This window comes from Halomonas sp. 3D7M (genome assembly GCF_014897885.1).
In the GTDB taxonomy this organism is placed as follows: Bacteria; Pseudomonadota; Gammaproteobacteria; order Pseudomonadales; family Halomonadaceae; genus Vreelandella.
The window spans coordinates 13,014-25,989 of record NZ_JABUZF010000195.1; the positions used below are offsets into that span (position 1 = coordinate 13,014).

The 12,976-nt window shown below is 52.7% G+C and carries 10 protein-coding genes and 1 pseudogene; 4 read left to right on the top strand and 7 right to left on the bottom strand.

All coding sequences use genetic code 11. From position 1 onward, the window contains the following. Positions 1–100 precede the first annotated feature (100 nt). The 5 genes from prpF to INT22_RS10980 form a co-directional block, all read right to left on the bottom strand. The gene (gene prpF, locus INT22_RS10960) at positions 101–1,279 is read right to left on the bottom strand and encodes a 2-methylaconitate cis-trans isomerase PrpF (protein ID WP_193059262.1); all 1,179 of its coding nucleotides are present in this window, start codon (positions 1,277–1,279) and stop codon (positions 101–103) included. 160 nt (positions 1,280–1,439) lie between these two features. After that, entirely contained in the window at positions 1,440–4,079 is a 2,640-nt protein-coding gene (gene acnD / locus INT22_RS10965) for a Fe/S-dependent 2-methylisocitrate dehydratase AcnD (RefSeq protein WP_193059263.1), read from the bottom strand. Positions 4,080–4,112: 33 nt separating this feature from the next. Further along, positions 4,113–5,240: a bifunctional 2-methylcitrate synthase/citrate synthase gene (gene prpC, locus INT22_RS10970; RefSeq protein ID WP_038482861.1), complete on the bottom strand. Its 1,128-nt coding sequence runs from the start codon at positions 5,238–5,240 to the stop codon at positions 4,113–4,115. A 57-nt stretch (positions 5,241–5,297) separates the two neighbouring features. After that, a complete protein-coding gene (prpB, locus tag INT22_RS10975) occupies positions 5,298–6,194 on the bottom strand; it encodes a methylisocitrate lyase (RefSeq protein ID WP_226912621.1) in 897 nt (298 codons plus the stop codon). A gap of 43 nt (positions 6,195–6,237) precedes the next feature. Continuing rightward, positions 6,238–6,981: a GntR family transcriptional regulator gene (locus INT22_RS10980; RefSeq protein ID WP_089038604.1), complete on the bottom strand. Its 744-nt coding sequence runs from the start codon at positions 6,979–6,981 to the stop codon at positions 6,238–6,240. Between the two features lie 252 nt (positions 6,982–7,233). Between INT22_RS10980 and pabB the strand changes: the two genes are divergently transcribed. Both pabB and INT22_RS10990 read left to right on the top strand, forming a co-directional pair. Beyond that, a complete protein-coding gene (gene pabB, locus INT22_RS10985; protein ID WP_193068230.1) occupies positions 7,234–8,592 on the top strand; it encodes an aminodeoxychorismate synthase component I in 1,359 nt (452 codons plus the stop codon). A 115-nt stretch (positions 8,593–8,707) separates the two neighbouring features. Continuing rightward, the gene (locus INT22_RS10990) at positions 8,708–9,328 is read left to right on the top strand and encodes a phosphoadenosine phosphosulfate reductase domain-containing protein (RefSeq protein ID WP_193059266.1); all 621 of its coding nucleotides are present in this window, start codon (positions 8,708–8,710) and stop codon (positions 9,326–9,328) included. Positions 9,329–9,397: 69 nt separating this feature from the next. Here INT22_RS10990 and cysB read toward each other — a convergent pair whose 3' ends face one another. Continuing rightward, positions 9,398–10,372 carry an HTH-type transcriptional regulator CysB gene (gene cysB, locus INT22_RS10995; RefSeq protein ID WP_089038607.1) on the bottom strand — a complete coding sequence of 325 codons (975 nt, stop codon included), beginning with the start codon at positions 10,370–10,372 and terminating at the stop codon, positions 9,398–9,400. Positions 10,373–10,670: 298 nt separating this feature from the next. Between cysB and trxA the strand changes: the two genes are divergently transcribed. After that, a complete protein-coding gene (trxA, locus tag INT22_RS11000) occupies positions 10,671–11,054 on the top strand; it encodes a thioredoxin (protein WP_009722702.1) in 384 nt (127 codons plus the stop codon). A gap of 69 nt (positions 11,055–11,123) precedes the next feature. Here trxA and INT22_RS11005 read toward each other — a convergent pair. Beyond that, positions 11,124–12,222: pseudogene (locus INT22_RS11005) on the bottom strand (AI-2E family transporter). 192 nt (positions 12,223–12,414) lie between these two features. On the opposite strand from INT22_RS11005, the gene INT22_RS11010 reads away from it, so the two are divergent. Then, positions 12,415–12,976: SIMPL domain-containing protein (locus INT22_RS11010; RefSeq protein WP_226912622.1), on the top strand; the 562-nt coding region annotated here is incomplete at its 3' end.

Sequence of the window (12,976 nt, forward strand, 5' to 3'; positions counted from 1 at the left end):
GATAAGTATAAAACTTACATCTCTCTAGGCTGAAGCCGCCGTTTAGGGCATTCCCAAAACGGCGGCAAGGCGTCACCTAGTATTCACGCGCGAATACTCTTTAAAAGCTATCTCCGGGTATGCGTACAGAGCCTTCCATTAACACCCGCGCGCTGCGGCTCATGACAGCTTGATCAATCTGCCAGCGCCCATCAGTCAGACTTGCTTTTGCACCTACACGCAACGAGCCAGAAGGATGCCCAAAGGTCACCGCTTCACGCTCCTCACCACCTGCGGCTAAATTTACTAACGTGCCTTGAATGGCTGCTGCCGCGCAGATGGCAACCGCTGCGGTGCCCATCATTGCGTGGTGCAGTTTACCCATGGAAAGCGCCCTTACCACAAGATCGATGTTTTCCGCACTCACCGCTTTACCACTGGACGCCGTATAGCTAGCCGGCGGGGCAACGAAAGCCACCTTCGGCGTGTGCTGCCGGCTGGCCGCTTCATCAACATGCTTAATCAATCCCATACGCACCGCAGCATGGGCACGAATGGTCTCGAACATGGCGAGTGCTTTGGCATCGCTGTTAATTGCTTCCTGTAGTTCGCAACCGGTATAGCCTATGTCCTGGGCGTTAACAAACACGGTGGGAATACCCGCATTAATCAGCGTCGCTTTTAAAACGCCAACCCCGGGCACTTCCAAGTCATCGACCAAGTTCCCGGTTGGGAAAATTGCCCCCTCACCATCCGCAGGATCCATAAAGGCCACAGGAATCTCAGCGGCAGGAAAGGTCACACCGTCTAGCTCAAAATCGCCGGTCTCCTGCACCTGTCCATTAACAATAGGCACTTTAGAGACAATGGTTTTACTGATATTGACCTGCCAAATACGTACTTCAGCGACACCGTTTTGCGGTATTTTGGCGGGGTCAACTAACCCATTAGCAATCGCATAAGGACCTACTGCTGCCGATAAGTTGCCGCAGTTGCCGCTCCAATCCACAAACGGCTTATCAATTGAAACCTGGCCAAACAGGTAGTCCACATCGTGATCTGACGACTCACTCTTGGAAAGAATCACCGTTTTACTGGTGCTTGAGGTTGCCCCTCCCATCCCATCGATCTGCTTTTCATAGGGGTCTGGGCTACCAATCACCCTCATCAGCAGTTTATCTCGCGCCTCGCCCGGCACTCTTGCCGCCTCGGGCAAGTTGTCCAAGGTGAAAAATACCCCCTTACTGGTGCCACCGCGCATATACGTCGCAGGAATACTAATTTGTCCAACATGAGACATAAATAACGCTCCCTAACCATTTTCAATGACGATGCCTGAACATTCTCAATGACGATTATCAATGACCATGTTCACTAATCGCATGCCGAAAAAAGAGCCCGGCGCTTAGCGACGGGCTCTTTCATTAATCGCCTTGGCGCTGCGTTACACGCCAATTTGGCTACGCCGTGGTGGACTCAAGAAAGTCCTGGGCGAAACGCTGCAAGACCCCACCGGCAGAGTAAATCGTGACCTCTTCGGCGGTATCAATACGGCAGATCACCGGCACACGTTCAGTGGTACCACTTTGACGATGAATAACCAGCGTCAGCTTGGCTCGGGGCTGAGGAGTGCCTTCTACGTCGAAGACTTCCGTACCGTCCAGCGCCAAGGTTTTACGTGTGGTGCCCTCCTCAAACTGCAGCGGCATCACGCCCATACCAATTAAATTGGTCCGGTGAATACGCTCAAAGCCTTCGGCTACAATGGCTTCAACACCCGCTAGCGCAACACCTTTCGCCGCCCAGTCACGCGAGGAACCCTGACCATAATCCGCACCGGCAATAATAATCAGCGGCTGTTTACGTGCCATATACGTTTCAATGGCTTCCCACATCCGCGTCACAGTGCCTTCTGGCTCAACACGTGCCAACGACCCCTGCAGCACTTTGCCCTGCTCGTCGTGGACCATTTCATTGAACAGCTTCGGGTTCGCTAATGTTGCCCGCTGGGCAGTTAAATGATCGCCGCGGTGGGTCGCGTAGGAGTTAAAGTCCTCCTCAGGCAGGCCCATCTTGTGCAGATACTCACCTGCTGCGCTGTCCAGCATAATCGCGTTAGAAGGCGACAAATGGTCGGTGGTGATATTGTCCGGCAAAATCGCCAACGGACGCATACCTTTCAAACCACGTTCGGCAGCCATATTGCCTTCCCAGTAGGGAGGCCGACGAATATAAGTGCTCTGAGGCCGCCACTCATAAAGCGGGCTGACCTGAACGCGCGCGCTCTTGTCGAGGTCGAACATCGGGATATAGGTCTGACGGAACTGCTCCGGCTTCACGGAAGCCTTCACAATCGCATCGATTTCGCTATCGTCGGGCCAGATATCTTTTAGCGTGACGGGGTTTCCGTTTTGGTCGGTGCCCAGTACGTCTTTCTCAATATCAAAGCGAATCGTGCCGGCAATGGCGTAGGCAACCACTAAGGGCGGCGATGCCAGAAATGCCTGCTTCGCATAGGGGTGAATGCGCCCGTCAAAGTTACGGTTACCGGAAAGTACCGCTGTGGCGTATAGATCACGGTCGATAATTTCTTTCTGGATGACCGGATCTAACGCCCCGGACATGCCGTTACAGGTCGTACAGGCGTACGCCACGACACCAAAGCCAAGTGTTTCCAGCTCATCCATCAGCTTGGCTTCTTCCAGATACATCTTGACGGTTTTCGATCCCGGCGCCAGCGACGATTTTACCCACGGTTTGCGGGTTAACCCTAAGCGGTTAGCATTACGAGCAATTAAGCCAGCTGCCACCATATTGCGCGGGTTAGAAGTATTCGTGCAGCTGGTAATCGCGGCGATAATCACCGCACCATCTGGCATTCTACCTGCTTGCTCGTCGGCCCTTGCTTTATCCAAGTCGATCGCGATGCCGCGTTGGGCCAGCTCCGAGGTGGGCAAATGAGCATGAGGGTTGGAAGGCCCCGCCAAGGTGCGATTAACGCTTGAAAGATCAAAGCGCAGTACCCGCTCATACTCAGCAGTTTTTAGGCTATCGGCCCATAGCCCTGTGTGCTTGGCATAGGCCTCAACCAGAGCAACCTGCTCATCCTCACGACCCGTAAGCTTGAGGTAATCAACGGTTTGGTTGTCGATGTAGAACATCGCCGCCGTGGCGCCGTACTCTGGCGTCATGTTGGAAATGGTCGCCCGGTCGCCTACGGTTAACGCGTCGGCACCTTCTCCGTAAAACTCCAGGTAGGCACCGACTACACGCTCTTTGCGTAGAAACTCGGTAATCGCCAACACCATATCGGTGCTGGTAATACCTGGCTGCAGCTTGCCAGAGAGTTCTACACCAACGATATCCGGCAGGCGCATCATCGAAGCACGGCCCAGCATCACACTTTCGGCTTCAAGACCACCCACACCAACGGAAATAACACCCAGCGCATCGACCATCGGCGTGTGGCTATCGGTACCCACACAGGTATCTGGGTAAGCAACACGCACTCCTTGTTCATCAGGGCGGCACTGCACTACCGGCGACATTTTCTCCAGATTGATCTGGTGCATAATGCCGTTGCCCGGAGGAATAACATCAACGTTCTCAAAAGCCACTTTGGTCCAGTTAATGAAGTGGAAGCGGTCATCGTTACGGCGATCTTCCACCTGGCGGTTTTTTTCGAACGCGTCTTTCTCAAACCCAGCGTGTTCAACGGCCAATGAGTGGTCAACAATCAGCTGTGTAGGCACCACAGGATTCACTTTAGCCGGATCACCGCCCTTCTCAGCGATGGCATCCCTTAGGCCAGCAAGGTCGACTAACGCGGTCTGCCCCAGGATGTCATGGCATACAACGCGTGCCGGGTACCAAGGAAAATCCAAATCTTGCTTGCGCTCGATGAGCTGTTTCAGTGCATCGGTTAACAGCGCTGGATCGCAGCGGCGTACCAACTGCTCAGCCAACACTCTGGACGTGTAGGGCAGCGTCGCGTAGGCGCCGGGCTTGATATCTTCAACGGCTTGATGCGCGTCGAAGTAATCTACCGGAGCACCCTCTGCCGTCACGCCTGGCAGCGGCTTACGATAATTCGTGTTCATAATGCCTCTCACTTAATCACGGCCCGTTAAGGGTTAGTCACGCGCTTCGATGGGCACCCACTCGCTCTTCTCAGGACCAGTGTAGTCGGCGCTGGGGCGAATAATGCGGTTATTGGCGCGCTGCTCAAACACATGCGCTGCCCATCCCGTTAAACGGGACATGACGAAGATTGGCGTGAACAGTTTGGTCGGAATATCCATGAAGTGGTAAGCACTGGCATGGAAGAAGTCCGCATTGCAGAAAAGCTTCTTCTCGCGCCACATAACTTCTTCACAGCGCACAGAAACGGGGTAAAGCACGCTGTCGCCAACGTCTTCAGAAAGTTTCTTCGACCACTCTTTGATAATTTCATTACGCGGGTCAGACTCGCGATAAATGGCATGGCCAAAGCCCATGATTTTCTCTTTGCGCTCAAGCATACCAAGCATTTCACGCTCAGCTTCTTCCGGTGACGCCCAGTTCTCGATCATCGCCATGGCCGCTTCGTTAGCACCGCCATGTAGCGGGCCACGCAACGAACCAATCGCGCCGGTAACACAGGAGTGCATATCGGAAAGCGTCGAGGCGCAAACCCGCGCCGTGAACGTTGACGCATTGAACTCATGCTCGGCGTATAGAATCAGCGATACGTTCATAACCCGCGCATGCAACTCAGAAGCGGGCTCGCCACGCAGCATATGCAAGAAGTGACCGCCTACCGAGGCATCGTCAGTTTCAGTATCAATGCGAACGCCGTCATGGCTAAAGCGGTACCAGTAGCAAATAATCGAGGGCAGTACCGCTAACAGCCGATCAGAAACATCCTGCTGCTGGTCAAAGCTCTCTTCTGTCTCCAGGTTACCCAGCATGGAGGTACCGGTGCGCATAACATCCATCGGGTGCGCATCTTTGGGAATTTGCTCCAGTACGGTTTTCAAAGCATCGGGTAAGCCACGCAGCCCCTTCAGCTTGGTAATGTAACTATCAAGCTCGGCTTGATTGGGCAGCTTGCCTTTCAGTAATAAATACGCGACTTCTTCAAACTTCGCCTTCTCGGCCAGCTCTTTGATATCAAAACCACGGTAGGTTAATCCGGAACCCGTTTTACCCACCGTACACAGCGCTGTAGTACCGGCGCTTTGACCACGGAGTCCTGCGCTGTTTTGCGGTTTGTCAGCCATGTCGTGTCTCCTGTTAGCTCTTTTTATATGTTTTAGTATTGATAATGTTAACGGCTATTAAGCGTCTTTCTGCTCAGCAAATAGCGCGTCGAGCTTTTGCTCGAAATCGTGATAATTTAAAAAGTCGTACAGCTCATCGCGAGTCTGCATGGTATCGACCACCTCTTTTTGATGACCGTTATCTAAAATGCTCTGATACACCTTCAATGCGGCAGCATTCATAGCGCGGAAGGCCGATAGCGGATAGAGCACCATGCGACACCCCACCTCGCCCAGCTCCTGCTGAGAGAACAGCGGCGTTGCGCCAAACTCAGTGATGTTGGCCAGTATTGGCGCATTCACGCGCGAACAGAACGCACGATAATCATCCAGGGTGTGCACGGCTTCGGCGAAGATTGCATCCGCACCCGCCTCCACACAGGCATTAGCACGCTCGATAGCGGCGTCTAAGCCCTCTTTCTGGAACGCATCGGTACGCGCAATCAGATAGAAATCGGGATCAAGCTTGGCATCTGCCGCGGCTTTGATGCGGTCAACCATTTCCTGCTGGGACACAATGGCTTTATTCGGGCGGTGGCCGCAGCGCTTTTGAGCCACTTGGTCTTCCAGATGAACCGCAGCAACGCCTGCGCGCTGCATCTCTTTAACGGTACGCGAAATATTAAAAGCACCGCCCCAGCCCGTATCGATATCTACCAGCAGCGGAAGATCGGTAGCGCCACAGATACGATGTGCATCTTCCACCACGTCGTTCATGCTGGTCATACCCAAGTCCGGCAAGCCAAAAGACGCGTTAGCCACGCCGCCGCCCGACAGATAAATCGCTTGGTGGCCTACTCGCTCGGCCATCATCGCGGTATACGCGTTAATCGTGCCTAGAATCGGTAAAGGGCGGTTCGCGTCTAGCGCAGCACGAAAGCGAGCACCTGGCGTGAGAGTAGATGAAGTGGACATTGGCATTGCTCCTTTAAAAGGCTTGGCGGATAGGCATAACGAACTAATCCGCTGATGACGTTGATTGTTGTTCAAGAACAGCAGCGTAACGGTCGGCGACGTTGGCTCGGGAAGCGCTAACGTGGCGGCGCATCAGCAACTCCGCTAGCTCGGCATCTCCGGCTTCAATGGCATCTACAATACGATGGTGCTCGACAAAGGCGAGCTGGGGCCGCTTACCGCTGGCGCTGAACTGGGTACGGTAAAGACGCACTAAGTAGTAGAGATCATCGCAAAGCAGGTTCATCAGCATTTTGTTATGGCTGCCTTGAACAATGCGATAGTGGAAGTCGAGATCGCCTTCGCGCTGATAGTAAGCTTCGCCACGCTTGAGATCTGCCTGGCCTTCGTGAAGGGCCAACACCTCACGCAGCCCTTTAATCTCCTCGGCAGACATATGCTCAGCAGCCAAGCGGGCTGCCATGCTCTCAAGCGCTTCGCGCACATCAAACAGCTCAAGCAGCTCTTTCATAGAGAGCTTGACAACGCGAGCGCCAACGTGAGGAACACGCTCAATTAAACGGTGCGCTTCTAAACGCCGCATGGCTTCGCGCAGCGGACCGCGAGAGATACCGTACGTTTTAGAAAGCCCCGGCTCGGTAATTTTGCTGCCCGGCGCCAGCTCTCCACGTACGATAGCGTCTTGAAGCTGGTGAAAGACCCGCTCAGCCAGCGTTCGGACTTCTGGCGAGGTCTGATCACTGGGCGAATCAGCTTTAGAACGAGAAAGAGTAGCAAGTGAGGTCATGGCTAATTGTCGACAATTATGAGGTAGGAGAACTTTAGCCCGCCATATTTGTGCCGTCAACTAGTCAAAATGGTCGATTTTATTCACCTTTCGTGTAACCCAGCCATTTATTCTTGGGTTAATGTCAACAATCATGCTCTTTCCGTTAACCGTGTTTAACCTACCGTGAGAAAGGCGTCAGTGGTTAACACTGGTGTCATCTATTAACGACCTCTAGAATGCGATGCCTTCCATCGGCCTGGCGTTTGCTCCATGACATCGGCGTTGACCATTAAAGCCCTGCCCTACTCTCCTACTCCCCTGGAGATCTTTGCTCACCTGCGAAAGCGTCATGGTGCGGTATTACTTGATAGCGGCCGCCCATCAGCAAACGGGCGCTACGACATTATCAGCAGTGATCCGTTAGCTACGCTAGAAGTCATGCCTGATGGACAAACTAACTTCACTTCAACGCAGCTGGACCTTCCCTCGGCACTCGCTGGAGATATGACCGCCCAGCAGCAATGGATGCTTGAACAGCTACCCAGCACAGATTTCCCCAGCGAGCTGCCTTTTTTAGGCGGCCTGATGGGTTATTGGAGTTATGACCTAGGACGTAATAACCTCGCGATTTCCAGCCGCCACCCCAATGTTACTAATCTGCCATTGGCACGTTTGGGGCTTTACGACTGGTGCATTACCTTTGATCACGAAAAGCAGGCAACATGGCTCATTGCAACAGCAACTCGCCAACAGCAGGTCATGAAATGGCTAGCTCAGCCACCTACCAGTGTTGCTAAAGACTTTCACTTAACCAGCCCCTTTCATGGCGAGCTAAGCCAAGCGGATTACACTGAACGTTTTAACACTGTTCAGCACTACATTCGCGCCGGCGACTGCTATCAAATTAACCTTGCTCAGCGGTTTACAGCGAGCTATGAAGGCGATGAATGGCAGGCTTATCTACGCCTTCGCAAGGCAACGCCAACGCCCTTCTCAGGCTTTATGGCATGGAAAAACCAGGCGGTACTCTCGCTTTCCCCCGAACGCTTTATCCAGTGTAAAGACGGGCGAGTGGAAACGCGCCCAATCAAAGGCACGCGACCACGAGGTAAGTCGCCGGAGGAGGATATCACTCTAGCGGAACAGCTATTAAGCAGCACGAAAGACCGCGCGGAAAATGTCATGATTGTTGACTTGCTGCGCAATGACTTGGGACGCGTATGCGCTCCTGGGTCTATTCGTGTACCGCAGCTATGTCAGTTAGAGAGCTACCCCAACGTGCATCACCTGGTAAGCGTGGTTCAAGGTCAGCTCGCCAAACATCGCTCACCGCTATCTCTGCTGACAGCAGCGTTTCCTGGCGGCTCTATTACTGGCGCGCCTAAAATACGCGCCATGCAAATTATCGACGAGTTGGAGCCTTGCCAACGCAGTGTCTATTGCGGAAGCCTGGGGTACATTGATAAACGGGGCAGCATGGACACATCAATTGCGATACGCACCATGGTGGCAGATGCAGGCAAGCTAAATGTTTGGGGCGGCGGAGGATTAGTCGCCGACTCTAGAGCAGACGAGGAGTACACAGAAACGCTGGATAAAATCCGCCATCTAATCGGCGCCTTGGAATAAATAACAAAATTCTTACATCAAAAAGGAATATAAAAGCCAAACCAAACGGTATTGGGGCTAAGCCCCTCCTCTTTGATAGCCTAGTGTCATACTCGACCTTATGACAGGAGGCAGCATGTCTTCAGCGCTTGACAGCATTAACCGTGATTTTGCCAATAATCCCCAAGAGCTTATCAAGTGGGCGCTTAGCCAAGGCGAGCGTCCTATTTGCACGACCAATTTCCGGCCGTTTGAGGCGGTGATTCTGCATATGGTCACTCAGGCACGTCCAGACATCCCCATCGTATGGATGGATAGTGGCTATAACACTGAGGCCACTTACCAATTCGCCGATGCCTTAATCCAGCGGCTGAACCTAAACATGGTCAGCTTTATTCCGCAGCGAACCCGTGCTCACCGTGAAGCGCTAGAGGGGGCAATGCCCAGCATTGACGACCCACGTCACGCAGCCTTCACTCAAGAAGTAAAGATTGAGCCGTTTGAGCGTGCCCTGCGGGAAATGCAGCCGGATGTCTGGTTCACCGCCCTGCGGGCAGAGGACACCCCAGAGCGGGCTAAAATGCAGCCTGCCAGCCGTAACAGCGATGGCTTATTAAAAATTGCCCCGCTGCTGCAGTGGACTGCAAAAGATATGTACTACTATCTTGAGGCACACGACCTGCCCAACAACTTTGACTACTTCGACCCCACCAAGGTAGAAGACAAACGTGAGTGTGGCCTGCACTTACAGCACTGATTAGGCAGAGAACGGTGAATAGCGCCCAGACACCCACGTCAAGCGCTATTCACCCACTACCCGATGCTCCTAATGCTCAGGAAGCTCTACTCCCTCAAACAGCTCATGCTCAAAACGTGGGCCAGCCAACAAGGCTTCGTCTACCAAGTCTCGGGTGAGATGAGGTGCAAAGCGTACGAGGAAATCGTACATATAGCCGCGCATAAAGGTGCCACGGCGAATTCCAATCTTAGTCGTAGAACTCGCGAAGAGATGGCTGGCGTCCAATGCGACCAAATCCTCATCTAGCACCGGATCAACCGCCATTTGGGCGACAATACCAACCCCCATGCCCAGTCGCACATAGGTTTTAATCACATCAGCATCAGCGGCCGTTAACACCACATTGGGCGTAAGTCCCTGTGCTTTAAACGCATCATCTAACTGCGAGCGGCCGGTAAACCCAAACACATAAGTAACGAGAGGATGTTCGGCCAACGCTTGAAGCGTCAGCGGCTTGTCTATCGATGCCAGGGGGTGGTCTTTAGGTACTAAAGCGCAGCGATTCCAGCGGTAGCAAGGTAACAACACCAAGTCGGTGAATAGCTCTAGCGATTCAGTGGCAATTGCAAAATCGGCCTGACCTTCGCTAACCATCTGAGCGATTTGCTTGGGTGTGCCCTGCTGCATATGTAGGGCAACATCAGGATACTTGAGGGTAAACTCGCTGATGATAGGAGGTAGTGCATAGCGCGCCTGAGTATGAGTAGTAGCAATCGACAAACTCCCCCGGCGCTCGTCACTGTGCTCTTGGGCGACTTGTTTGATGTTTTCGGTCAGCTTCAACACCTGACCTGCCAACTCAATGATAGACAGCCCTGCAGGCGTTACGCGGGTAAGGTGCTTTCCGCTACGTGCAAAAATCTCCACACCTAGCTCATCTTCAAGCAAGCGTATCTGCTTGGAAATACCCGGCTGCGAGGTAAACAAACTCTGCGCGGTGGCTGACACATTCAGGTTGTGTCGATTGACTTCCCAGATATAGCGAAGTTGCTGTAGCTTCATATCCTCACCTTATTATCTATGCAGGAAGCACGTTGAAGCGCATCCTCGCGCCGCTGCTAACTTGCACCACCCACGAAGCACTCAAAGGTGCAATACGTGGGGGCGACACGCCTCATACATACAATTTTGAATAAAAAATCATCTTATAATTCACTTATAGTATAAAAAATAGCCGTCACGAACACCCCTTAATTTTTCATAATGGCTGTCGAAACGTCATAGGAAATTTGCCAGCACCTTCTGCGCCCGCTAACATCTGCCAACTTGGCGCGGTGAAAGTGCGCTAGTAAAACGCGTAATGACCGTTGCTCCATTTGAGGCAACGAAACAGCAAGAGCAACGCAAACGGGAGAAACAGATGGCTAACAATGTTGATGTCACCAACGCCAATTTTGAGCAAGAAGTCCTCAACGCCGAACAGCCAGTCCTACTGAAGTTTTGGGCCCCCTGGTGCGGTCCCTGTAAAGTAATGGCACCTGTGGTTGATGAAGTTGCTGCCGAACGTGGTGATAATCTGAAAGTGGTTAGCGTGAACGTTGACGATGCGCCTGAAATTGCTGCAGAACAAGGCGTGCGCGGCGTTCCGACAGTGATGCTATTTAAGTCCGGTACGAAAGTGGCATCGCTGGTAGGTGCACAGTCTAAGTCCCAGCTGACCCAATTTATCGATCAAAATGCCTAACTCGCGCTAACGTTACCGCTGGCACTGCCAGCGGTAACTTCCTGCACTTCCCATCTCAAACGCCTCCTTCTACTCTCGACGCTTCCAAGGTGGACGGCGTGCATCGCCAAGACGCGTTCGACGCTGCCCTCCCGGCCCCAGTAAATGAGCAATCCAGCGAGTCTGAGGATGGCTATCCAAGGCGATTTTTAATGTCATCGTCAATACGACCGACAACAACATCCCCGCAGCACCAAAGATCCACCCCCACACAACCAACGAAAGAAACGCCACAAATGTTGATAGCCCCAATGCTTGCCCCATCACTCGCGGCTCAACCAAGTTACCCAAAACGAAATTAATCACCAAATAGGCAGATGCGAGTAACAGCGCCTGCAATACTCCGCCATCTTGGGATACCAGCAATAGCAGTACGGGAGGAATCGCCGCCAAGGCCGAGCCGATATTAGGAATAAAGTTAAGGGCAAAAGCCAACACCCCCCCACAGCAACGGGAACTCCACTCCCACTATTAAGCAAGAGAGCCATACCAGCGCCCCGGTGGCCAAGCTAATAACGGTCTTCACTGCCAGGTAGCGCTTCAGCGTTAAACTAAACTCGCTAAACCGCTTTAGGCTTGGCGCTGGGTTCTCAAGAGCGCGGGACACTTTATCTCGGAAGTTAAGCGTTTCAAACAGCATGAAAATAACTAACAGCCCGATAATACTGCCTTGCATAAAGAGATTGCCAAGTTCGCCTAGCAACGTTGTCACCCACGACCCATCGTCTTCCATAGCAAGCATATTGCTGAGCTGATCAGGATTAATGGCTAGCCCACGGTTAGAGAGCGCGTTCAACAAATCCCAATAATGCTCATACAAACGCGACTCGATATCCGGTAGCACCTGAACAAAGGTGCTAAAGCTGTTGACCACCAGCAAGCCAATTAAGGAAATAAAACCCAGCAGCACCATCAATGTTAAAAAAGCAGAGGCTCCCCTGCTGAGGCCACAGCGGTGCAGCCACTGCACAGGCGACGTACATACAACAGCAATAAAGACTGACAGTAACAGAGGAACCAGAAGATCCGCCCCAGCCTTCATACCCGCCACAATAACAACGAGTGCGGCAAGCGCCAGGGTCGCATTTAAAGGGATACTACGATAATCCTCATCCGATAATTTCGACATTGCCCTTTCCTTAGCGTGTTATCCACATATCATGGCCGCTCGCGCAATATTGCACAAACCATGACAACATTAAGCAATTGCTTTGCATCGACTCTTAGCCAGTGAACTTTATTGCGCTTTGCCCTTCCAAGCAGCGTCACAGTATAAATTAGTTAACATTAATCATTGTCTCGATCAGTAAGGAAGTGACCTATGAATCCAGCAACACCACATCTAAAACGCTTGCGCTACGGCGTGCTTGGCAGCGCACTTCTCGCCCTTCTGGCAACGTCTACGGCTCACGCTGCGCCCCCCACCCCGCCCAGCTTACATGTTCAAGCCCAATCATGGGTGGAAGTAGAGCCCGACAAAGCCACTCTGTCTGCACGGCTGTGGGAAAACACCCCAGCGGTTTCCACGCTGGAAGATACCGACAGTGGCGAGCTGAGCGACGCACGCGCGCGGCTTGAAAATCGTGCCAGTGAGCTAATTAAAGCCATGGAAGAGATCGGCATTGAGCAACGCGCCATCAATGCAGGGTCACTCAATGTCTATCCTGAGCACGTCGCAGGGCCGCGCAACGATGATGGTGAACAAGAAACGTTAATGCGCACCCGCTTAGAGCGCCCCTTCAATATTGAGCTTACCGATATAGATCAATTGGGCGAGGTGTTTGACGCAATGATAAGTGCTGGCGTGAACACGCTGGACGGCGTTCAGTTTGATCTTCAAGACCGCGACGCCGCTACCGATGAAGCACTTACTAAAGCGCTAG